The organism is Winogradskyella pacifica, assembly GCF_003386275.1.
Lineage (GTDB): Bacteria > Bacteroidota > Bacteroidia > Flavobacteriales > Flavobacteriaceae > Winogradskyella > Winogradskyella pacifica.
On record NZ_QREI01000009.1, the window covers coordinates 152,847 to 176,927 of the forward strand.

The window sequence follows — 24,081 nt, forward strand, 5'->3', positions numbered from 1 at the left end:
TTGTCCCCTTAAGGGGACTTTAGGGGTGTTAAAATGTAAAGTGAGAAACAAAGTAATTCCATACAATCCAAAATTAAAAGAATATGCTAGGCAACTACGTAACAATAGTACTTTGGCGGAGGTATTGTTGTGGAAGAATATTAAGAATGAGGCTTTAGGTGTTCAGTTTCATAGACAAGTACCAATGTTAGATTATATCGTAGATTTTTATTGTCACGAGCTCATGCTAGCTATTGAAATTGATGGTGATTCTCATGACCATAGATATTTCGAAGATTTAAATCGGCAAAATAAGCTAGAAAATTTAGGTGTAAGATTTATTAGGTTTACTGATGGAGATGTTAAGAACAATATGCTTAGTGTTTCAATGTCTTTGGAAGAAAAGGTGAAATCGTTAAAAACACCCCTAAAGTCCCCTCAAGGGGACAATCCATTCGATTTAAGACAAACTCTCATAGAAGTTCACAACCGAATAAAACCCTTTATTCACAAAACACCTGTGTTAACATCGCAGTTGTTAAATGAAAAAGCAGGGTGTAACCTGTTTTTTAAGTGTGAGAACTTTCAAAAAATGGGTGCCTTCAAAATGCGAGGTGCTGCTAATGCCATTTTATCACTTTCAGAAGAAGAAAGACAGCGAGGAGTGGTGACACATTCGTCAGGTAATTTTGCTCAAGCGGTGTCATTAGCGGCACAGAAATTAGGCGTTAAGGCATACATTGTAATGCCAGAAAATGCACCACAAGTCAAAAAAAATGCGGTTAAAACTTATGAGGGAGAAATCATAGAATGCGAATCGACACCACAAGCACGAGAAGCAACTGCCAATAGAATAAAGGAAGAAAAAGGAGCGACGTTTTTACATCCATCAAATCAAGATGAGGTGATTTATGGTAACAGTACAGCAGCAATTGAGCTTTTAGAAGAACAACCCAATTTGGATGTGATTTTAACACCAGTTGGTGGCGGAGGTCTTATTGCAGGAACCGCTTTGGCAGCACATTATTTTTCAGAAAAATGTAAAGTGATTGGTGCTGAGCCTAAAGCTGTAGATGATGCCTATCGCTCATTAATTTCAGGTAAAATAGAAACAAACACTACGTTTGCAACTATTGCTGATGGACTAAGAACACATTTAGGCGATCGTAATTTTCCTATAATTCAAAAACATGTAGAGAAAATAATTTGTGTGGAAGAAAATGAAATCATTAAAGCTATGCAATTGATTTGGGAACGTATGAAAATTATTGTAGAACCATCAAGTGCTGTAGCCTTTGCTGCTGTGTTGAAGAATAGAAAAGAATTTGCAACTAAAAACGTAGGAATCATTTTATCTGGCGGTAATGTAGATGTGAGAAATTTACCGTTTTGATTAACGATTGTCCCCTTGAGGGGACTTTAGGGGTGTTTAGACATTTTAGAATAAATATTAAAAGAAAACGATGAATTAAGTTCAATTTTTGTTGTTAGTATTAAAACAGCTTCACACAAGTTGAAATCATAAAATATAGATGGAAAATCAGGTATGAGTGAAAATCAAAAATCAAAAATCGTTAATCCACAATCTCAAATCAATAGAGTTGGAATCATAGGAGGAGGTACCATGGGAAGTGGCATCGCACAAGTTGCTGCAACGTCTGGATGTAAAGTGAAATTATACGATACTAATCAAGCAGCTTTAGATAAAGCTAAAGGAAGTCTTGAAAAAATATTATTGCGTTTAATTGAAAAAGGAAGAATTGATACTTCAGAAAAAGATCGAATTCAAGCAAACATCGCTTACGTAAGCAACCTAAAAGATTTAGCAGATTCAAACTTGACTATTGAAGCCATTATTGAAAACCTTGACATCAAGAAAAAAGTATTTTCAGAACTAGAAAGCTATGTCGCTGATGATTGTATTATTGCATCAAACACATCAAGTTTGTCAATAGCATCTATTGCTGCATCACTTAATAAACCAGAGCGTTGTGTAGGGATTCATTTTTTCAATCCAGCACCTTTAATGAAATTGGTTGAGGTTATTCCAGCCATTCAAACGTCAACTGAAGTTCTTGAAAAAGCCATACAAACGATTAAAGATTGGAAAAAAGTTGTAGCAGTTGCCAAAGACACACCAGGATTTATAGTAAACAGAGTCGCTAGACCATTTTACGGAGAAGCTTTACGAATTTATGAAGAAGGATTAGCAGACTTTGCGACGATTGATCATAGTTTAAAAACTCTTGGAGGTTTCAGAATGGGACCATTTGAATTAATGGATTTCATAGGAAACGATGTGAATTATACGGTAACCGAAACCGTTTTTACAGCATTCTATTTCGACCCAAGGTATAAACCATCATTAACCCAAAAACGCTTTTCAGAAGCAGGTTATTTAGGACGTAAATCAGGAAAAGGTTTTTATGATTATGATAAAAACGGAAAAATAATTGAGACAAACCATGCAAATACAAAGACTTTTGAAACTTATGAAGACGAAGAGTTTTTGAAAAATCAAATTTTCGATCGTGTATTGGTAATGCTCATCAACGAAGCTGCAGATGCCTTATTTTTAAATATTGCATCCGCAGAAGATATAGACAATGCCATGACTAAAGGTGTCAATTATCCAAATGGATTATTGGCTTGGGCAGATGAAAAAGGAATCGATTGGTGCGTTTCAAAATTAGATGATTTATATAATGAGTATCATGAAGATAGATATCGTTGTAGCCCATTATTACGTAACATGAAAAAAACAGGTTTGAGATTTTTTGAAAACCAGGTTTGAGGTATGAGAAAATCGAAGTATCATTTTAAATTTGAAGATTTAGGAATATATGCCAAAGCCATGGAGTTTGGAGAAGTGGTAAATCGATTAGGAAAGAAATTTCCAAAAGAAGAACGATTTGAACTTACCTCACAATTTAAAAGAGCAGCTGACTCTATAGCTTTAAATATAGCCGAGGGATCGAGTGGCACAGATAAACAATTCCACAACTATTTAGGAAATGCTTGGCACAGTGCACATGAATGTATTTCATGTAGTTCGAAAGCTCAAATGAGAAATTATATTACTGCTGAAGAAGACGAAGAAAATAGAAAATTAATAACAGAACTATCAAAAATGATAACTTCCTTGAGAAGTGCAATTTTAAAAAGAATTAAATAAATATTAATGTCAACTAAAAGCAAACCTATAGCCTCAAACCTCATTCCTGAGCGGATGCTTTCCCAAGACGCCTACAGCACGTGGCTAGGCATAGAAATTCTAGAATGTGAAATCGGACGCTGTAAAGTCGGAATGACCATTAGAAAGGAAATGTTAAACAGCATGAATAAAGCTCATGGTGGAATAAGTTATTCATTAGCAGATACAGCTTTCGGATTTGCAGCAAATACACATGGTAAATATGCCGTTTCTATCGAAACAAGCATTAATCATATCGAAGCTTTAAATGAAGGTGATTATATAGTTGCAGAATCTGTAATAGAATCTGTAAAAAATAGATTAGGCTTTAATATTATTGAAGTAAAACGAGGAAATGAATTAGTCGCGCTTTTTAAAGGTGTCGTTTATAGAACTCAAAAAGATTGGGAATAAAATAAAAATATTAAATTATGAAATGGCAAGGTAGAAGAAAAAGCGGAAATCTCGAGGACCAACGTGGTATTGGGAATAAAGGCAAATTAGCTGCAGGTGGAGGAGTCATTGCTGTTGTCGTTATTCTATTGCAACTTTTTGGAGGTGAAACAGGACAACAATTAGCTCCAATTATAGAGCAAGTAGCCAATAGTCAAACGACACAACAAGTTGAGCAACGAGATCTAACGAGTCAAGAAGTTGAAATGGGTAATTTTATGAACGCAGTCTTGGTAGATACAGAAGATGTTTGGAATAGACTTTTTAGGGAATATAACCTAGGTGATTATAAAGAACCAAAACTTGTTTTATTTACAGATGCCGTAAGTACAGGTTGTGGAAATGCAAGTGCAGCTTCAGGTCCTTTTTATTGTCCAGCAGATCAAAATTATATATGGATATGTCTTTCTTTGATGAACTAAAAACACGTTTTGGAGCTAAAGGAGGTGATTTTGCAATTGCATACGTAACAGCACACGAAGTAGGACATCACATTCAGACTTTATTAGGCACTTCTAATAAAGTAAGACAATTACAGAGTCAAACCAACCAAACCGAAGCCAATAAATTATCGGTAGCACAAGAATTGCAAGCTGATTTCTATGCAGGAGTTTGGGCACATCATAATAAAAAGTATTTACAAGAAGGAGATATAGAGGAAGCCATGAGTGCTGCCAATGCTGTTGGTGATGATGCGATTCAAAAAAGAACAAGCGGAAGCGTCAATTCAGACAGTTTTACGCATGGCACATCACAACAACGTATGGAGTGGTTTATGAAAGGCTACAATACAGGAGATATAAGAAACGGAGATACATTCTCTGCGCTTATAAATTAATTAGTCCTGCAAGGTTTCAAAAACCTTGTAGGTATTAAATAAGAATAGAAGTAAATATAACATTAATTATGAAATAGAAGTTTCAATTATCGACTTCAATTTCAATTTCAATTTCAAATATGGAAGCATACATAATAGACGGCATTAGAACACCAATAGGGAACTACAAAGGCACATTATCTGCTGTGAGAACAGATGATTTGGGTGCGTTAGTAATTTCAGAAATCGTAAAAAGAAACCCAAGCATCCCTAAGGAAGCGTATGACGATGTGATAATGGGTTGCGCAAACCAAGCGGGAGAAGACAATCGTAATGTTGCGAGAATGTCATCCTTATTAGCAGGTTTGCCATTTACCGTTCCTGGAGAAACAGTAAACCGTTTATGTAGTTCGGGATTATCGGCAATTATTCACGCAAATCGAGCTATAAAAGCAGGAGATGGCGACGTATTTATTTCTGGTGGCGTAGAGAATATGACGCGCGGACCATACGTAATGGCAAAACCATCTACGGCATTTGGAGGCGATTCTAAAATGTACGATTCTACTTTCGGATGGCGTTTTATCAATCCGAAAATGCAGCAAATGTATGGGGCAGATGGCATGGGAAACACTGCCGAAAATCTTGTCGAAAAATATAATATCTCTAGAGAAGATCAAGATAAATTTGCACTTTGGAGTCAGCAGAAAGCAACCAAAGCACAAGAAAACGGACGACTAGCAAAAGAAATTGTAACCGTTGAAATTCCACAGCGTAAAAAAGATCCAATTCTTTTTTCTAAAGATGAATTTGTAAAACCAACAAGCTCTTTAGAAATCTTAGGAAAACTAAGACCAGCCTTTAAAAAAGAAGGTGGAAGTGTAACAGCTGGAAATTCATCCGGATTAAACGACGGAGCAGCGGCAACTATTATCGCTTCAGCAGATGCAGTAAAAAAATACAATTTAAAACCATTAGCAAGAATAGTAAGTTCTGCAGTAGTTGGTGTCGAGCCAAGAATTATGGGTATTGGTCCAGTTCAAGCCTCAAATAAAGCATTAGCAAAAGCAGGTTTAACCATGGAAGATATGGATATTATCGAGCTTAACGAAGCCTTCGCAGCGCAAGCATTAGCATGTATTCGCGCTTGGGGATTGGCAGATAACGACCCGAGAATAAATCCAAACGGAGGTGCAATTGCTATTGGTCACCCGCTTGGTGTTACAGGTGCAAGAGTTGCTTTTTCAGCGGCTTTAGAGTTAAAACAACAGAACAAAAAATATGCGTTAATCACGATGTGTATTGGTGTTGGTCAAGGTTACGCCGCAATTATTGAAAATGTGAATTTGTAATATAGTTTGGGCGTTACCACAAGGGTCGCGCTTTCACTACTCGCTCTTTTTGAGAAAAACAAAAAGGAGCTCAAACAAACCGTTCAATCGCTAACGCACTTAGCCGCTAAGGTTAATGATAATTCTTAGTTGTAGTAAAGAATAAAGTTTTGTCATTCCTGCGCAGGCAGGAATCCACTATAAAGTAAAAATGATGAATAAAATACAGCATTACGTTCAAGGACAATGGACAACAGGTAAAGAAGAAGGAACACCAATTCTAGATGCAGTAACTGGCGAAGCTTTTACTAGCATCGCTATTGAAGGATTAGACGTTCCAGAAATTCTTAACTACGGAAGAACAAAAGGAGGAGAAGTCCTTCGTAAAATGACTTTCCAAGAACGTGGAAACATGCTTAAAAGTTTGGCATTATATCTTACCAAAAGAAAAAATGCGTTTTACGAATTAAGTTATAGAACAGGAGCAACCAAAGTAGATAGTTGGATAGATATCGAAGGTGGTTTCGGAAACTTGTTTGCAAACGCTTCCTTACGTAAACTGTTTCCAAATCAAACGTATCACGTAGAAGGTGATGCTATCGATTTATCTCGTGGCGGACGCTTTATGGCGCATCATATTATGGTGCCTAAAAAAGGAGTAGCAGTACATATTAATGCATTCAATTTCCCAGTTTGGGGAATGTTAGAAAAATGTGCAGTAAACTGGATGGCTGGAGTGCCTGCTGTAGTTTTACCAGCACCTTCCACTTCTTATTTAGCAGAGGCTGTCGTAAAAGAAATAATAGCTTCTGGTATTTTACCAGAAGGCGCATTACAAATTATAAACGGAACGGTAAAAACCATTTTAGATACTTTAGAGTCTCAAGATGTTGTCACTTTTACGGGTTCTGCAAAAGTAGGACGTTTATTAAAAGCGCATCCGCAATTGATACAAGAATCTGTGCCATTTACCATGGAAGCCGATTCTTTAAATGCATCGATCTTAGGAGAAGATGCAGTTCCTGGAACACCAGAATTCGACTTGTTTATTAAAGAAGTCCGAAAAGAAATGACAGTGAAAGCTGGACAAAAATGTACTGCGATACGTAGAATTATTGTTCCGCAAAATTTAGTAGAAGATGTACAAACGGCATTATCAAAAGCATTAGATAAAGTAACTATTGGAGATCCAAGATTGAAAGAAGTTAGAATGGGATCTTTAGTAAGTCATCAACAAGTGCAAGCAGTTAGAGACTCAGTAAATGATTTATCTAAAGAAGCACAAATCGTTTACGGCAGTTTAGATGAAATAAACACCATTGGAGCAGATGCTAAAAAAGGCGCTTTTATTAGCCCGATTTTATTACGTTCTGATCATCCTTTTGAAAATACAATAATTCACGAACGTGAAGCCTTTGGTCCAGTAAGTACAATAATGCCTTATAAAAACTTAGATGAAGCTATTCTATTAGCTCAAATGGGTAAAGGGTCGTTAGTATCTTCAATTGCCACAAATGACGATAAGATTGCTAAAGAGTATGTAATTAACGCAGCATCTCATCATGGTCGTATTATGGTGGTTAATCGCGATATGGCTAAAGAAAGTACAGGTCATGGTTCGCCATTACCATATTTAGTTCATGGAGGTCCTGGACGTGCAGGAGGAGGAGAAGAAATGGGCGGAATGCGTGGAATAAAACATTATTTACAACGTACAGCAATCCAAGGTTCGCCAACTACAATTACAGAAATTACTGGAATTTACCAGCAAAACGCAAAATATAAGGAAGCCGAAATGCATCCATTTAAATACCATTGGGAAGACATCCAGCCAGGAATGTCTATGAAAACTCATAGACGTACATTTACAGATACAGATATTATCAATTTTGCAAACGTCACTTGGGATCATTTCTATGCGCATACAGATATTACATCTTTAGACGGAAGTATTTTTGAACAAAGAACTGCACATGGTTATTTTATTATTTCAGCTGCAGCAGGATTATTTGTATATCCAAATAAAGGACCAGTTTCAGCAAATTACGGACTAGAAGAATGCAGGTTTTTAAGGCCGTTATATCACAACGATACTATTTACGTACGTTTAACGTGTAAGCAAAAAGTAGATAGAGATGTCGCTTCAGCAGAACATCCTAGCGGAATTGTAAAATGGTATGCCGAAATTTTTGATGCAAATACCGATGAGAAAGTAGCATTCGCAACAGTCTTAACTATGGTTCAGAAAAAGCAAGAAGTTTTAACTGAAATGACTGAAGATAAAATCAACGCATGTCTTTATGCATTAAAAGAAGATGCAAAACCTAAATGGGGAATTATGACACCTCAACACATGATTGAACATTTAGAATATACCTATAAAATTGCATCTGGTGAAATTCAAGATTTTGAAATTGCTACACCGGAAAAGATTTTAGATAAAGTACATAATAGTTTATGGAACTTTGATAAGTTCCCAAAAAACTCTCAATTTCCACAATTAGAAAAAGATACTTTAGATACATTAAAGCATCCTGATTTAGCTGTAGCAATAGAAAAGTTTAAAGCACAAAGAGAAAAGTATTTAGCATATTTTAAAGAAAATCCAGAAGCTAAATTAAAGAATTTAGTTTTCGGAGAATTGAATAAATACGAATCGTATTTGTTAGAAAGAAAACATTTGAATCATCACTTTGAACAATTTGGATTAATATAAATAGTAACGCAAGACCTCGCAGGTTTTTAAAACCTCGCAGGTCTGTTAATTAAGTAAACATGTCAGAAGCATACGTTAGTATAAAAATAGAAAACGAAGTAGCATACATAGAATTCTTCCATCCAGCGCACAATTCACTGCCTGGAGATATTCTCGCTAAATTAGCAAAAACAATAACCGAAGCAGGTGAAAATAACAACATCAAAGTTATAGTACTGAAAAGTGGAGGAGACAGAACCTTTTGCGCAGGAGCAAGTTTCGAAGAGCTAATAAACATTAACGATGCAGCAACAGGGAAAGTATTCTTTTCAGGTTTCGCAAACGTGATTAATGCGATGCGTAAATGTCCGAAATTTATTATTGGCCGCATTCAAGGAAAAACCGTTGGTGGTGGCGTTGGACTAGCAGCTGCAACCGATTATTGTATGGCATCCAAATTCGCAGCTATTAAGTTAAGCGAATTAAATATTGGAATTGGACCATTTGTAGTTGGACCAGCGATTGAGCGTAAAATGGGATTAAGCGCAATGTCTCAAATAGCAATAGATGCAAACACGTTTTATCCTGCAGAATGGGCTAAGCAAAAAGGATTATTTACCCAAGTTTATGAAAGCACAGAAATGTTAGATGAAGCTGTAAAAACAACAGCAGAACATTTATGTACTTACAATACTGAGGCTATGCTAGAAATGAAAAAGGTCTTCTGGCAAGGCACAGATCATTGGGATGCATTATTAGCAGAACGCGCCGCAACTAGTGGTAAACTTGTGTTGAGTGATTTTACAAAAGAAAAATTAAAAGGATTTAAGTAGTGATGAGGTTTGAGCTATGAGTTGTGAGAAGTTTTATTCAAAAACAATTGTAATATGGAATTTGAAAGCAAGTATCATTTTAGTTTTGAAAATTTAATTCTCTATCAGAAAGTAATTACTTTTGGAGAAGATATTAATAAGTTAGTAGAAACTTTTCCAAAAAAAGAAATGTTTAGGTTAACGTCCCAATTTTCACGAGCTGCAGATTCTATAGCAGCAAATATTTCTGAAGGCTCAGCAAGTACGGATGCTAATTTTAATAGGTATTTAAAAATGGCGTGGGATAGTAGTCATGAGTGCGTAACATGGAATACAAAAGCCTTTTTAAGAGCGTATATTTCTAAGGAGGAATTTGAATCAAACCGTGCTATGTTAACAGAAATAGGCAAAATGATTTCTTCTTTAAGAAGAAAACTCAATGTTAAAAAGTAATCCAACTCACAGCTAATAACTCACAGCTCAAAACTTATGATATACAAATTCAAAAATTACACACCAGTGGTTCATGAATCCAGTTTCGTGCATCCGCTTGCGGCAGTAACGGGAAACGTCATCATTGGCAAAAATTGTTATGTTGGTCCGGGAGCAGCCATTCGAGGAGATTGGGGACAAATCATTTTAGAAGATGGCGTAAACGTACAAGAAAATTGTACAGTACACATGTTTCCAGGGAAGTCTATCACGCTTAAAGAAAGTGCACATGTTGGTCATGGAGCCATTATTCACGGCGCAAATTTGGGGAGAAATTGTTTGATAGGAATGAACACCGTAATTATGGATGATGCCGAAATTGGTGACGAATCCATAGTAGGAGCCATGGCATTTGTAAAAGCCGAAACTAAAATTCCAAACCGAAGTTTAGTCGTTGGTAATCCTGCGAAAGTTATCAAGCAAGTTAGTGATGAGATGATTGCTTGGAAAACGAAAGGCACACAATTATATCAGCAATTACCTGCAGATTGCCACGAGAGTTTAAAGGCTGTTGAGCCATTAAGAGAAGTGCCTGAGAATATGAAAATGCAGGATGATGTTTATAAAACACTTAGAGAATCATTCAAAAAATAAGATGATGTCACTTCGAGTGATTCCGGTTTTTATCGGAATTGTGTCGAGAAGCCCTATTTTCAAACCTCAATATTAAAGACCTGTCAAGTTTTCAAAACCTTACAGGATTACAAAACCCGACTCAAATCAATCTCATTAGTCTCTTTGCTCGTCGATAGCGCAATCAAACTTTGTACATTTCCTAGATAAGGAAGTAGCGTCAATTTTGAAATGATAAAGGTTTCATAAGCCTCAATATCTTCAACGACGAGTTTCAATAAATAGTCAAAATTTCCACTGACTCTGTGGCATTCTATAACTTCCGGAAAGTTGTTGATTTCCTTTACAAACTTTTCCAAATAGCTTCGGGTATGCCCTTGCAAGGTAATACCTATAAAAACAGTCAGCTTTAAACCGATTTTCTTATTGTTTAAAACGGCCACATATTTTTCAATATACCCTTCTTTTTCTAATTTTTTAATGCGTTCAAATATTGGTGAAGTGCTCATGCCGAGTTCTTCAGCAATACTCTTAGTCGTTCGATTGCTATTCTTTTGAAGTATAGTGAGTAGTTGTGTGTCTATTTTATCGAGTGTATGTGGCATGAGAAAATTAGTTGTTTTAAAGTGGTAAATTTAAGGATTAAAAGATAAATAATCTGCAGTATTATTTAAATAAAGAATATTATCCTTTTTAAAGGTAAATTAAAAGGTTTTAACAATTGTGTAATTCGATATGCATTATCTTTAATTCTTATAATCCTAAACCATATTAGCTTGATGATTTTTGAATTAAAGATGCCCAAAATGGGTGAAAGTATAACCGAAGGAACAATTATCAATTGGTTAATATCAGAAGGAGACTCTTTTGAAGAAGGAGATATTATACTAGAAGTAGCAACAGATAAGGTTGATAACGAAGTGCCAGCACCAGCAGCAGGAACTTTAATGAAAACCATGTTTCAAGCAAAAGATGTTGTGCCTGTTGGAGAAGTTATGGCAATTCTTGAAGTTTCAGAAGAAAAGAAATCGAAAACGGATGTCATTTCGACAGAGAGAGGAACGAGTGACGAGAAATCTCATAGTCAAAAGAAAGAGAAATTTCAAAAAAGACCTAAGCCAGTTCAAAAACCTTCAGGTTCAACTTCAGGTTCAACTTCAGTTTCAAGTTCATCTTCATTTTCAACTTCAAACTCAAACACCTTCTTTTCGCCATTAATTATAAAAATAGCAAAAGAACACCACATTAGTTTTGAGGAGTTAGCACGTATTCCTGCAACAGGAAACGAAGGCAGACTTCGTAAAAGCGATGTGTTTCAATATATAGACGAAGGACGACCGTACAAATTCGCACAACCAGTATCCGAAAAAGATCCAACAGCTTATAGAATCCCACAATTAAACTTCGATAAAGGCAAAGGAAAAGTAATCGAAATGGACAGAATGCGCCAAATGATTGCAGATCACATGGTGTACTCAAAACATACATCGCCTCACGTTACCGCTTATGTAGAAGCAGACATGACGAATATGGTAAACTGGAGAAACGCAAACAAAGTTGCCTTTCAAGAAAAGCATGGAGAGCGTTTAACCTTCACACCATTATTTGTAGAAGCTGTAGCGAAAGCAGTAAAAGATTTCCCAAATATTAATGCTTCTGTAGATGGTAATAATATCATTGTAAAAGAAGACATTAATATTGGTATGGCAACAGCATTACCAAGTGGAAACTTAATAGTTCCTGTAGTAAAAAATGCAAACACTAAAAATTTAAAAGAGATTGCTAGTAACGTAAACGAACTAGCAGGAAAAGCTAGAGAAAACAAACTAGCAGGAGACGATATAAAAGGCAGCACCTTCACAATTTCTAACGTAGGAACTTTTGGTAGTGTCATGGGAACACCGATAATTAATCAGCCAGAAGTTGCCATTTTAGCATTAGGAATAATCAAAAAACGACCAGAAGTTATCACTACTGAGAAAGGAGACCAAATAGCTATTCGTAGCATGATGTACTTATCGCTCTCTTTCGATCATCGCGTAGTAGACGGATTCTTAGGAGGAAGTTTTGTGCGACGAGTAGCCGATTATTTTGAGCAATTTGATATTAATAGAGAAATATAAATTCAGAATTGTCCCCTGAGGGGACTTTAGGGGTGTTTTAAACACTCTAAAAAACATACATATATGAAACCTAACATTTCAGTTACTAAAGTAGAAACATCAAAAGTTGATGCCTTAGACTTTAACAATATTCCATTAGGCACCACATTCACCGATCACATGTTTATTTGCGATTACGAAAACGGAGAATGGGTTAATCCAAGAGTTATTCCTATGGGATTAATTCCAACGCATCCAGCAGCAATGGCTTTACATTATGGACAAGCTATTTTTGAAGGGATGAAAGCTTACAAAGACACCGAAGGCACACCAATGTTATTTAGACCAGAAGAAAATGCCAAACGTTTAAATAAAAGTGCGGATCGTATGGGAATGCCTAATATTCCTGAAGATTTATTTGTAGAAGGACTTAAAGAATTGGTTGGTTTAGAGCACAATTGGATTCCGCCAACCGATGGAAGCGCACTTTATTTAAGACCATTCATGTATGCCGATGAGCCTTTTATTGGTATGCGTGCAGCAACCCACTATAAGTTTATAATAATGGCATCACCAGCAGGTCCATTTTTTAGTAAACGCATCAGATTATGGGCAGAAAAGCAATTCATTAGAGCAGCACAAGGTGGAACTGGTGAAGCTAAAGCCGCTGGAAATTATGCAGCAGCCATTCGTCCAACAGAATTAGCAAAAGCCAAAGGTTACGACCAAGTATTATGGTTAGATGCCGCAGAACATAAGTATATTCAAGAAGTTGGTACCATGAATATTTTCTTCAAAATTAATGGGGAATTTATCACACCAGAACTCGACGGTTCTGTGTTGCATGGCATCACAAGAGCTAGTGTTATAGAGATGTTACGTGCTATGAATTTCACGGTAATAGAACGAAAAATTACTATCGATGAAATTAAAACAGCATCAGAAAACGGGACTTTAGAAGAAGCTTTCGGAACAGGAACAGCTGTTGGTATAGCGTACATTCAAGAGATTGGATTAGAAGGCGAGACGATTAATGTCTCTGATGAAAGTCCGGTTGGATTAGAAGTTAATGACACCTTGAATGCTATTAAAACGGGCAAGCTAGACGACCAATTTAACTGGATGACTAAGGTAGAAAAGGAATTAGCTTAGAGTTATTTGGGCGTTACCACAAGGGTCGGGCTTTCACTACTCGCTCTTTTTGAAAAAAGCAAAAAGGAGCTTCAACAAATTGTTTCAATTGCGAAGCAATCACGATTTCTTATTTATTAAATTAAGAATGAACGAGTAATCCCTAACGCAACACCCCCCTAAAGTCCCCTCAAGGGGACAATAGTTCAAAGATTATTCAGGGGATTGTCCCCTTGAGGGGACTTCAGGGGTGTAAAAGGAGAAACATTAAAAAAGATAACCGTTTTCGCGGTCACTAAGGATGAAAAAAGAAACACTAGAAAAAGGATTTTCAAAACTCTGCACAGCAAAAGCAATGGCAGAATTATACGAAGCTAATTTTAAACAAGTTTCAAAATACGTACATGCAACATCTCGTGGACACGAAGCCATTCAAATAGCTTTAGGTTTACAATTATTACCTCAAGATTATGCATTTCCATATTACAGAGACGATGCCATGTTATTATCTTTTGGTTTAGAGCCTTACGATTTAATGTTGCAATTGTTAGCTAAAAAAGACGATCCATTTTCTGGAGGAAGAACATACTATTCGCATCCCAGTTTAAAGGATGACGATAAACCAAAAATCCCACACCAATCCTCTGCAACAGGTATGCAAACCATTCCAGCAACAGGAGTTGCTATGGGAATGCAGTATAAAGAATTACAAGGTTTAGGTAATGTCATTCAGAGCGATAGCGAAGAATCTCTAAAACCAATAACAGTTTGTTCACTTGGAGACGCATCTGTAACCGAAGGAGAAATAGCAGAAGCGTTCCAAATGGCAGCATTAAAGCAAATGCCAATCTTATATTTAGTACAAGATAACGGTTGGGATATTAGTGCCAATGCAGCAGAAACGAGAGCGCAAAATGCTTTCGAATATGCAGCTGGATTTAAAGGTTTAGACGCTATCTCAATAGATGGTGCCAACTTTACAGAAAGCTACGAAGCATTAGAAAAAGTCATAGAAACCATTCGTACAGAGCGTAGACCATTTTTAGTACACGCAAAAGTACCGTTATTAAATCACCATACTTCTGGTGTAAGAATGGAATGGTATCGCGATGATTTAGAAGAGGCACGTTCTCGTGATCCTTATCCAGTTATAAAAAAACAATTACTAGATGCAGGATTTTCAGAACAAGACGTTTTAGACATTGAAAATGCCGCGAAAGCGAAAGTACAATCAGATTTTGAAAGAGCATTATTAGCCGAAGACCCAAAACCTGAAGATTTATTTACAAACGATTTTGTACCAACACCAATTACCGAAGAAAAAGGAACACGTTCACCAGAAGGCGCAGAGAAAGTAGTTATGGTAGATTGTGCTTTATTCGCAGTAGAAGAACTGATGAAAAAGCATAAAGAATGTTTGCTTTATGGGCAAGATGTTGGTGGAAGACTTGGTGGTGTTTTTAGGGAAGCCGCAACTTTAGCTCAAAAATTTGGAGACGACAGAGTTTTTAATACACCAATACAAGAAGCCTTTATTGTCGGTTCTACAGTTGGTATGAGTGCCGTTGGGTTAAAACCAATTGTTGAGGTTCAATTTGCAGATTATATTTGGCCTGGTTTAAATCAGTTATTTACAGAAGTCAGTAGAAGTTGTTATTTATCTAATGGTAAATGGCCGGTTTCTATGATTCTTAGAGTGCCAATTGGTGCTTATGGAAGCGGAGGACCTTACCATTCATCTTCAGTAGAATCTGTGATAACAAATATTCGTGGTATTAAAATAGCGTATCCAAGTAATGGAGCAGATTTAAAAGGTTTAATGAAAGCAGCTTACTACGATCCTAATCCAGTTGTAATTTTAGAACACAAAGGTTTATATTGGTCTAAAGTACCAGGAACGCAAGGTGCAACATCTGTTGAACCAAGTGAAGATTATGTATTGCCTTTTGGTAAAGCCTGGGTTTTACAAGAAATTTGGAAGCAAGAAAATGTAGAGACATTAACTATTGTTACTTACGGAATGGGAGTGCATTGGGCAATGAATGCATCAGAAGAATTAGGGATGCAAGACCAAATTGAAGTTATCGATTTACGTACTTTATATCCTTTAGATGAAGACACGATTATGAAATCGGTTAAGAAAACAGGAAAGTGTCTTGTTGTAACAGAAGAGCCTTCAAACAATAGTTTTGCAAGAGCATTATCTGGAAAAATTCAAGAAGAATGCTTTAAATATTTAGATGCGCCAGTAATGACTATTGGTAGTGAAAATATGCCTGCAATACCGTTAAATTCTACTTTAGAGCAAACAATGATTCCTTCAACAGAAAAAGTGAAAGCTAAGATAGAAAAGTTACTAAACTATTAAGTTTATAATAGTCTTGCACACCTAGTTATGTGTGTAATAAAAGGGATTCGTAATTGGAAAACAATTATGAGTCCCTTTTTTTTATGACTTCAATTTGCTTCATTTTTATAGAAATAGATTTTAGTTAAAATATGTTTTTCCAAAAAAAAGAGATTTCAAAAATAAATTGGAAAGCGTATGGAAGTCGTAAATAATCTTCTATATTTGAGGTGTAAACTTTAGGAGTAGCTATTAAATTAGTTTGAGAAACATCCTTAGAACCTGATTTGGTTAATACCAACGTAGGAAAAAGTTATGTTCGATAAGACATCGAAATACTACCATTTTGGTTTACAGTAATATTTTATAAATATGATTGCTATAAAAGTAAACCAAGAAGACCACCACATTTTAGAACACGTAACATTACAAGAGTTTGTTGAAAATTTAAAAATTCAAACAAACGGAATTGCTATTGCTATAAATAATACTGTGGTTAAAAAAACAGATTGGTCTTCACGATTACTTCACAATAATGATGATATTTTAATTATAAAATCTACTCAAGGAGGATGATTTTTATTTTAAAAGGAAACCAATTATCAAATGAAGAACAAAGACACAGCTCCAAAGCAAAACGGTATTACAAGACATCCGTTTCCGAATTCTAAGAAAATCTATGTCAACGGAAAAATTCACCCGCAAATTAAAGTTGCTATGCGTGAAATTACATTGAGTGATACGGTAGACTCAATGACAAAAAAGAAAACACCCAACGAGCCCGTAACTATTTACGATACTTCTGGGCCTTACACAGATCCAGACAAAACAATAGATGTACATAGTGGTATTGAAAGAATTCGAGAACCTTGGATTAAAGAACGTGGTGATGTAGAGGAATTAGCATCATTCTCTTCAGAATATTGTAACGAGCGTTTAAACGATGCTAGTTTAGATCACATGCGTTTTAAGTTATTAAAGAATCCGCTAAGAGCTAAAAAAGGTCAAAATGTAACCCAATTACATTACGCTAAAAAAGGAATAATTACACCAGAAATGGAGTATATCGCTATTCGAGAAAACCAACGAATAGATGAAATGACAGAGATTAGAAAGCAACACAAAGGTGAACACTTTGGAGCTTCTATTCCAGATAAAATTACACCAGAATTTGTAAGGTCGGAAGTAGCGAGAGGTCGTGCAATAATTCCTTCAAATATTAACCACCCAGAAGCCGAACCTATGATTTTAGGTAGAAACTTCTTAGTTAAAATAAATGCAAATATTGGAAACTCTGCCGTTACCTCATCCATAGAAGAAGAAGTAGAAAAAGCAGTGTGGGCTTGCCGTTGGGGAGCAGATAATATTATGGATTTATCTACCGGAGAAAATATTCACGAAACACGCGAGTGGATTATTCGTAACTCTCCAGTGCCAGTGGGTACCGTACCAATTTACCAAGCATTAGAAAAAGTAAATGGTGTTGCCGAAGACTTAACATGGGAAATTTTTCGTGATACTTTAATTGAGCAAGCCGAACAAGGAGTCGATTATTTTACCATCCACGCAGGCGTGTTATTGCGTTATGTGCCAATGACGGCAAAACGTGTTACCGGTATTGTTTCTCGTGGTGGTTCTATTATGGCAAAATGGTGTTTAGCACACCATAAAGAAAGTTTTTTATACACACATTTTGAGGACATTTGTGAAATCTTAAAACAGTACGATGTTGCCTTTTCTTTAGGAGACGGACTGCGTCCAGGTTCTGTTGCAGATGCCAATGACGAAGCACAATTTGCAGAGTTAGAAACCTTAGGAGAGCTAACGCAAATTGCACGCAAGCACGAAGTACAGTGTTTTATAGAAGGACCAGGACACGTGCCAATGCACATGATTAAAGAAAATATGGAGAAGCAAATAGAACTTTGCGACGAAGCTCCTTTTTACACTTTAGGCCCATTAACTACAGATATTGCACCAGGTTACGACCATATCACTTCTGGTATTGGAGCCGCAATGATAGGTTGGTACGGTTGCGCCATGTTGTGCTACGTAACACCAAAAGAGCATTTGGGTTTACCAAATAAAGAAGATGTGCGCGTAGGTGTGGTTACTTACAAGTTGGCCGCGCATGCTGCCGATTTAGCAAAAGGCCATCCAGGTTCGCAACACAGAGACAATGCATTAAGTATGGCGCGGTTTGAGTTCCGTTGGGAAGATCAGTTTAATTTAGGGTTAGATCCAGAACGTGCTCGCGAATATCATGATGAAACTTTGCCTGCCGCTGGTGCTAAAATTGCTCATTTTTGCTCTATGTGCGGACCAAAATTCTGCTCCATGAAAATTTCTCAAGAGGTACGCGATTTTGCTGCAGTTAACGATATCGTAGATAACGAGGTTATTGCAAAAGGAATGGAAGAGAAATCTAAAGAGTTTAAAGAAAAAGGATCCGAAGTTTATTTGTAAAATTAGAAGGAAGTTCCCACGCTTAAAAAAAAAGCGTGGTCGGGCTTTCCGTTATATCTTTTGCCGAAAAAGCAAAAGGATGCCACTATAATTGTGTAACACTCACGAATTCCTATTTAATAAAATAGAATCACTGAGTAATCCCTAACTCAAAATCCAAGTAACCGTCATTACGAGGAGGTACGACGAAGTAATCTTATCTTTCAATATTAAAAACTAAAAACACTATGATAGTTCTTATCGCACCAGAAAACGATATTCCAAACGAAATAGAAATACTAAACCAATTATTTAGAGAAGGTTTATTGGTGTATCATTTGAGAAAACCAGATAAAAACTACGACGAACACGTTGCGTATTTAAACAAAATTGATGAAGAATATCACAACAGAATTGTAGTGCATTATTTTCATGAGTTGATAAACGATTTCAATTTAAAAGGTATTCATTTTCAAGAGCAAAAAAGGATTGACCATATAGATAATCCTGGTCAATATTTCAAAAACCTAAATATGTTTGGTAAAACAATAAGCTCTTCATTTCATGATCCAGAAGTCTTAAAAGCGTGTTATTTTGAATTCGATTATCATTTATTAAGTCCTGTTTTTTCTTCAATATCAAAAAAAGGATATACGGGAAAAGGTTTTGATGTTAACCATATTGATAAAACAATCATCGGTATGGGTGGTATTAGTGTAGAAACGATAGAAGAAACTATAACGTTAGGGTTTAAAGGAATAGGTGTTTTAGGTGGTGTTTGGAATGCTGAAAATCCGTTAGAGGGTTTTATAAAAATAAAAGAAACATATAATAAACACACCAGTAAATAAGTGTTTTTGAATAACCTATTGATGTTAAATACATAAAAATTGAATCAAAAAAACTACATCTTAACAATAGCAGGTTTAGACCCATCGAGTGGCGCCGGAATTACGTCTGATATTAAAACATTTGAAGCGCATGGTTTGTACGGTTTATCCGTGTGTACTGCGGTTACTGTTCAAAACGATATAGATTTTAAAGATTGTATTTGGATAGAAAAAGAAATCATTTTAAATCAGATTGACCTTTTGTTTCAACGGTTTGCCATTGCTGTAGTAAAAATAGGAATCATCCAGTCTTGGGACGTTTTATTGGACGTTATTCAAACATTAAAAAAGCTAAATCCATCTGTAAAAATAGTACTAGACCCTGTTTTAACAGCAAGTGCAGGTTTTAGTTTTCATAATAAACAAGATTTAAAAGTTTTAGAAGAAGTTTTAAAAAATTGCAATTTTATTACACCAAATTATGAAGAGATTGAAGCCTTGTTCCCTGAGAAATCTATAGAAGACACTATCGATTTTATTTCAGATAGAACAAATATCTACTTAAAAGGAGGTCATAGAACAGATAAAAAAGGGTGGGACGAAGTCTATTACAGTAAAATAGTAAAACTAAACATTCCGCCAATTGCAGAAACCGTTTTTCAAAAGCATGGAAGCGGTTGTGTTTTATCGTCAGCATTGGCTTCTAATTTAGAAAAAGGAATGAACATAGAAGATGCTTGTAAAGATGCAAAATGGTATACCGAACAGTTTTTAAATTCAAACAACACTTTGTTAGGAACACATAAATACACAGAAAATGCTAAGTAAACTACATTATATTTCTCAAGGTAAAACACCGCAAGATCATTTAAGAAACATACAAAAAGCATGTGAAAACGGAGCAGAATTAGTACAACTGCGTTTAAAAGAAATGGCACTAGATATCATTTTAGAAACTGCAGAAAAAGCTAGAGAAATCACCACTCAATTTAAAGTGAAACTAATAATAAATGATCATTATAAAATAGCTAAAACCGTAAAAGCAGACGGTGTTCATTTAGGGAAAACAGATACATGTCCGTTAATAGCTAGAGCCTATTTGGGAAAACAATATCTAGTTGGAGGCACTGCCAACACTTTAGAGGATTGCAAAGTTCTAATGGATAAGGAAGTGGATTATATTGGTTTAGGACCTTTTCAGTTTACAGAAACTAAAAAGAATTTAAGTCCAATTTTAGGTGTCGAAGGTTACCAGCAGCTAATAAGAACGTTAAAAACAGACACGCCTATAATCGCTATTGGTGGTATTTGCATGGAAGATATTTCGGCAATTATAGACACAGGTGTTTACGGAATAGCTGTTTCGGGAACAATAACTAAAGATTTTACAAGTATTTCTAAGTTTTATGAAATCTTAAATTCGTCAGAAGTAAAAGCATAAGCAGTCTTAATCTAACATAGATTCAAAAAAGTAAAAATGAATAACATATTAAAAATAGCAGATAAAGAATTTACCTCTAGATTATTCACCGGAACAGGAAAGTTTAGCTCTTCAGAAGTAATGAAAGACGCTTTGTTGGCTTCCGAAAGTGAGCTCATAACGGTGGCTTTAAAAAGAGTCAATGTCCAAAATAATGAAGATGATATTTTAAGGCATTTAAAACATGCTCATATTAATTTATTGCCAAACACATCTGGTGTTAGAACCGCAAAAGAAGCTGTTTTTGCAGCAGAATTATCAAGAGAAGCTTTAGGTACTAACTGGGTTAAATTAGAAATTCATCCAGATCCTAGATATTTATTACCAGATCCTATAGAAACATTAAAAGCGGCTGAAGCATTAGTAAAATTAGGATTTGTAGTGATGCCTTACATTCATGCAGATCCTGTATTGTGTAAACGATTAGAGGATGTCGGAGTGCAATGTGTTATGCCATTGGGAGCTCCAATAGGAAGTAACAAAGGATTAAAGACACAAGATTTTTTAGAGATTATTATCGAGCAATCTAATGTGCCTGTTATTGTAGATGCAGGTATTGGCGCACCATCGCATGCAGCTTATGCCATGGAATTAGGTGCAGATGCTGTCTTAGTAAATACGGCAATTGCAGTGTCTAAACATCCGGTAGCTATGGCAAAAGCTTTTAAAATGGCCGTGGAAGCTGGTAGAATGGCGTTTGAAGCCAAACTAGCACCAATTAAAAATAAAGCGGAAGCGAGTAGTCCGTTAACGAGTTTCTTAAACTAAAATATGGCAAATTTCATAGAACTTTTCGATACTTATAATTGGGATAACACACTGAAAAGCATTTTCAGTAAAACAGAAGTTGAGGTAGAAAATGCTTTGGCAAAAGAAAAGCTGGATTTAGAAGATTTTAAAGCCTTAATTTCTCCTGCGGCAAAACCATTTTTAGAACAAATGGCGCAAAAAAGTAGCAGGCTTACTAAAAAACGATTTGGGAATACTATACAGATGTACGCACCAATGTATTTAAGTAACGAGTGCCAGAATATTTGTACGTATTGCGGATTTAGCATGACTAACAAAATACCAAGACGCACATTAACCGATGCTGAAATTTTAAAAGAAGTGGCTTTTTTAAAAGCAAAAGGATATGACCATATCTTACTAGTGACAGGTGAAGCCAATAAAACGGTAGGCGTCAATTATATTAAAAACGCAATTAAAATAATACGTTCTCAATTCTCGAATATTACTATAGAAGTACAGCCTTTAGATCAAGATGAATACGCGTTGTTAATTGAAAACGGATTGTACGCCGTATTGGTATATCAAGAAACATATCACAGAGAAGAGTATAAGAAACATCATCCAAAAGGAAAAAAATCTAATTTTAATTACCGTTTAGATACGCCAGATAGATTAGGAAAAGCAGGCGTTCATAAAATTGGATTAGGTGCTTTGTTTGGTTTGGAAGATTGGCGTGCAGATAGTTTCTTTACAGCCTTACATTTAAAATATTTACAGAAAACGTATTGGAAGACAAAGTACTCCATTTCATTTCCAAGGTTGAGGCCGCATTCTGGAGGTTTAGAACCAAAAGTAGAAATGACCGATAGTGATTTGGTGCAGCTAATTTGTGCTTTTCGGTTGTTAGATGAAGATATAGAATTATCTATGTCTACAAGAGAAAATGAAATATTTAGAAATAATATTGTGCAATTAGGTGCCACTTCAATTAGCGCAGAATCTAAAACAAATCCAGGTGGTTACACTGTAGAGCCACAATCTTTAGAGCAGTTTGAAATTTCTGATGAAAGAAGTACAGAAGAGGTCGTTAAAATGTTAAAAAGTCAAGGATTAGAAGTAGTTTGGAAAGATTGGGAACATTTTGAAGAAATACAAAAATAATGAGCCTTACCATAGAAGAAAGAAAGCAATACAGTCGTCATCTTATTTTAGATGAAATAGGAGAAGTCGGACAATTAAAACTGAAGCAAGCAAAGGTTTTAGTCATTGGAGCAGGTGGTTTAGGTTGTCCTGTTTTGCAATATTTAACAGCGGCAGGTGTTGGAACTATTGGTATAATAGATCATGATGTAGTTGATCAAAGTAATTTACAGCGCCAAATTTTATATACTATTGATGATATTGGTTTGTCTAAAGCCGAAACTGCTGCTAAGCGATTATCTCAATTAAATCCGTTTGTACTTTTTAATACTTATAACGAAGCACTAACACGTGAAAATGCTATTGCATTATTTACTAATTATGATATTATAATAGACGGAAGTGATAATTTTTCAACGCGATATTTAACAAATGATGCCGCAGTAATGACTAACAAACCTTTAGTTTATGGCGCTATTTTTAAATTTGAAGGTCAAGTTAGTGTCTTTAATTATTTAGGAAGCGGAACGTATAGATGCTTATATCCAACACCTTCAAAACCAGAAGATTCTCCCAATTGTTCAGAAATAGGAGTTTTAGGAGTGTTGCCTGGAATCATTGGGAGTTTACAGGCAAATGAAGCCATTAAAATTATTTGTGGTATTGGAGACGTGCTAACGAATAGGCTATTATTATTTGATGCTTTAAGTCTGAATCAACAAATATTGGGTTTTGAAAAAGAGGAAGCTTCAGAAATTATTGCTTTAGAAAAAGATTACAATTTTTTCTGCGGAATTACTTCAACTAAAGAAATCACGCTAGATGAATTAAATAAAAACAAGGCAAATTATAACTTATTAGATGTTAGAGAAATTCCCGAAAGAGAGAGGTATCATATTGGAGGACAACATATTCCTTTAGGGCAGTTATCAAAACGTTTTCAAGAAATTGATATTACTTTACCTATTGTAGTTTATTGTAAATCGGGTAAAAGAAGTCAAAGAGCCATTTCTTTTTTGAAAGAGCAATTCGATAAAGCTATTTTTTACAATTTAAAAGAGGGGTTACGGTCGAAAATTTAAAGTGTCCTTTTATTAAAATGTTATCTCGAAAAAATAGAAGAATTAACTATGGCTATTTAGAAGTTGTGATAATTGGTAGTTCAAATACGTCTACTGATCACTTCAAAATAAATTCTAAAATGTATTTAACTATTGAACATAAAAAAGCCTATCTAAAAGACAGGCTCTATACTTAAAAAGGTTGTAAGGTATATAATTATATAACTTTTACATTAACTGCGTTTAATCCTTTTTTTCCTTCTGCTAAATCGAATTCTACATTATCACCTTCTCTAATCTCATCGACTAAACCAGAAATATGTACAAAATGCTCTTTGTTGTTCCCTTCTTCTGTTATGAATCCAAAACCTTTAGAGTCATTAAAAAATTTTACTGTACCAGTACTCATATTAAAATATATTAAATTAAGCTGCAAATATAAGGTAATTAATTGAAATTCAATTAATT

22 protein-coding genes, 2 pseudogenes and 1 riboswitch are annotated in these 24,081 nt (G+C 35.4%); of the genes and pseudogenes, 22 read left to right on the plus strand and 2 right to left on the minus strand.

The annotated features are described in order from the left end of the window. Positions 1-40 precede the first annotated feature (40 nt). The 11 genes and pseudogenes from DFQ09_RS19100 to DFQ09_RS16535 form a co-directional block, all read left to right on the plus strand. A pseudogene (locus DFQ09_RS19100) lies at positions 41-361 on the plus strand (endonuclease domain-containing protein); the annotation flags it as partial. Between the two features lie 123 nt (positions 362-484). After that, positions 485-1,372, plus strand: coding sequence for a pyridoxal-phosphate dependent enzyme (locus DFQ09_RS16490; RefSeq protein WP_394347285.1), 888 nt, complete (start codon positions 485-487; stop codon positions 1,370-1,372). A gap of 153 nt (positions 1,373-1,525) precedes the next feature. Then, a complete protein-coding gene (locus tag DFQ09_RS16495) occupies positions 1,526-2,773 on the plus strand; it encodes a 3-hydroxyacyl-CoA dehydrogenase NAD-binding domain-containing protein (RefSeq protein ID WP_115812313.1) in 1,248 nt (415 codons plus the stop codon). A 3-nt stretch (positions 2,774-2,776) separates the two neighbouring features. Further along, on the plus strand, positions 2,777-3,154 hold the full coding sequence (locus DFQ09_RS16500) for a four helix bundle protein (RefSeq protein ID WP_020895225.1): 378 nt from the start codon (positions 2,777-2,779) through the stop codon (positions 3,152-3,154). 6 nt (positions 3,155-3,160) lie between these two features. Beyond that, a complete protein-coding gene (locus DFQ09_RS16505) occupies positions 3,161-3,586 on the plus strand; it encodes a PaaI family thioesterase (protein WP_115812316.1) in 426 nt (141 codons plus the stop codon). Positions 3,587-3,603: 17 nt separating this feature from the next. Further along, positions 3,604-4,463: pseudogene (ypfJ, locus tag DFQ09_RS16510) on the plus strand (KPN_02809 family neutral zinc metallopeptidase). A 119-nt stretch (positions 4,464-4,582) separates the two neighbouring features. Then, on the plus strand, positions 4,583-5,794 hold the full coding sequence (gene pcaF / locus DFQ09_RS16515) for a 3-oxoadipyl-CoA thiolase (protein WP_115812318.1): 1,212 nt from the start codon (positions 4,583-4,585) through the stop codon (positions 5,792-5,794). Between the two features lie 193 nt (positions 5,795-5,987). Further along, complete coding sequence (gene paaZ, locus DFQ09_RS16520) at positions 5,988-8,489, plus strand: phenylacetic acid degradation bifunctional protein PaaZ (RefSeq protein WP_115812320.1); 2,502 nt, start codon at positions 5,988-5,990, stop codon at positions 8,487-8,489. A gap of 59 nt (positions 8,490-8,548) precedes the next feature. Continuing rightward, the gene (locus tag DFQ09_RS16525; RefSeq protein ID WP_115812322.1) at positions 8,549-9,301 is read left to right on the plus strand and encodes an enoyl-CoA hydratase/isomerase family protein; all 753 of its coding nucleotides are present in this window, start codon (positions 8,549-8,551) and stop codon (positions 9,299-9,301) included. Between the two features lie 54 nt (positions 9,302-9,355). Next, positions 9,356-9,733, plus strand: coding sequence for a four helix bundle protein (locus DFQ09_RS16530; RefSeq protein ID WP_115812324.1), 378 nt, complete (start codon positions 9,356-9,358; stop codon positions 9,731-9,733). Between the two features lie 36 nt (positions 9,734-9,769). After that, the gene (locus DFQ09_RS16535) at positions 9,770-10,366 is read left to right on the plus strand and encodes an acyltransferase (protein ID WP_115812326.1); all 597 of its coding nucleotides are present in this window, start codon (positions 9,770-9,772) and stop codon (positions 10,364-10,366) included. A gap of 107 nt (positions 10,367-10,473) precedes the next feature. On the opposite strand, the gene DFQ09_RS16540 is transcribed toward DFQ09_RS16535, so the two are convergent. After that, the gene (locus tag DFQ09_RS16540; RefSeq protein ID WP_115812328.1) at positions 10,474-10,950 is read right to left on the minus strand and encodes an Lrp/AsnC family transcriptional regulator; all 477 of its coding nucleotides are present in this window, start codon (positions 10,948-10,950) and stop codon (positions 10,474-10,476) included. A 201-nt stretch (positions 10,951-11,151) separates the two neighbouring features. On the opposite strand from DFQ09_RS16540, the gene DFQ09_RS16545 reads away from it, so the two are divergent. The 11 genes from DFQ09_RS16545 to moeB all read left to right on the plus strand — a co-directional run bounded on the left by DFQ09_RS16545 (position 11,152) and on the right by moeB (position 23,634). After that, positions 11,152-12,468: a dihydrolipoamide acetyltransferase family protein gene (locus DFQ09_RS16545; RefSeq protein WP_245940378.1), complete on the plus strand. Its 1,317-nt coding sequence runs from the start codon at positions 11,152-11,154 to the stop codon at positions 12,466-12,468. Between the two features lie 63 nt (positions 12,469-12,531). Next, entirely contained in the window at positions 12,532-13,599 is a 1,068-nt protein-coding gene (locus tag DFQ09_RS16550; RefSeq protein WP_115812332.1) for a branched-chain amino acid aminotransferase, read from the plus strand. A gap of 280 nt (positions 13,600-13,879) precedes the next feature. After that, entirely contained in the window at positions 13,880-15,946 is a 2,067-nt protein-coding gene (locus tag DFQ09_RS16555; protein ID WP_115812334.1) for an alpha-ketoacid dehydrogenase subunit alpha/beta, read from the plus strand. A gap of 210 nt (positions 15,947-16,156) precedes the next feature. After that, a riboswitch (TPP riboswitch) is annotated at positions 16,157-16,251 on the plus strand. Positions 16,252-16,297: 46 nt separating this feature from the next. After that, positions 16,298-16,501: a sulfur carrier protein ThiS gene (gene thiS, locus DFQ09_RS16560; RefSeq protein WP_115812336.1), complete on the plus strand. Its 204-nt coding sequence runs from the start codon at positions 16,298-16,300 to the stop codon at positions 16,499-16,501. 30 nt (positions 16,502-16,531) lie between these two features. Then, positions 16,532-18,391 (plus strand): phosphomethylpyrimidine synthase ThiC, encoded by a 1,860-nt coding sequence (gene thiC / locus DFQ09_RS16565; RefSeq protein ID WP_115812338.1) that lies wholly within the window; start codon positions 16,532-16,534, stop codon positions 18,389-18,391. Between the two features lie 227 nt (positions 18,392-18,618). Continuing rightward, the gene (locus DFQ09_RS16570; protein WP_115812340.1) at positions 18,619-19,221 is read left to right on the plus strand and encodes a thiamine phosphate synthase; all 603 of its coding nucleotides are present in this window, start codon (positions 18,619-18,621) and stop codon (positions 19,219-19,221) included. Positions 19,222-19,260: 39 nt separating this feature from the next. After that, positions 19,261-20,028: a hydroxymethylpyrimidine/phosphomethylpyrimidine kinase gene (locus DFQ09_RS16575; protein WP_115812342.1), complete on the plus strand. Its 768-nt coding sequence runs from the start codon at positions 19,261-19,263 to the stop codon at positions 20,026-20,028. After that, a complete protein-coding gene (thiE, locus tag DFQ09_RS16580; protein WP_115812344.1) occupies positions 20,018-20,641 on the plus strand; it encodes a thiamine phosphate synthase in 624 nt (207 codons plus the stop codon). Before DFQ09_RS16575 ends, thiE begins: the two co-directional genes overlap by 11 nt. Positions 20,642-20,677: 36 nt before the next feature. Beyond that, complete coding sequence (locus DFQ09_RS16585) at positions 20,678-21,448, plus strand: thiazole synthase (protein ID WP_115812346.1); 771 nt, start codon at positions 20,678-20,680, stop codon at positions 21,446-21,448. Positions 21,449-21,451: 3 nt separating this feature from the next. Then, positions 21,452-22,573, plus strand: coding sequence for a 2-iminoacetate synthase ThiH (gene thiH / locus DFQ09_RS16590; protein WP_115812348.1), 1,122 nt, complete (start codon positions 21,452-21,454; stop codon positions 22,571-22,573). Then, positions 22,573-23,634, plus strand: coding sequence for a HesA/MoeB/ThiF family protein (gene moeB, locus DFQ09_RS16595; protein ID WP_115812350.1), 1,062 nt, complete (start codon positions 22,573-22,575; stop codon positions 23,632-23,634). The genes thiH and moeB overlap by 1 nt, the downstream gene beginning before the upstream one ends. Before the next feature lie 196 nt (positions 23,635-23,830). On the opposite strand, the gene DFQ09_RS16600 is transcribed toward moeB, so the two are convergent. After that, positions 23,831-24,022 carry a cold-shock protein gene (locus DFQ09_RS16600; RefSeq protein WP_020895249.1) on the minus strand — a complete coding sequence of 64 codons (192 nt, stop codon included), beginning with the start codon at positions 24,020-24,022 and terminating at the stop codon, positions 23,831-23,833. Positions 24,023-24,081: the final 59 nt, after the last annotated feature.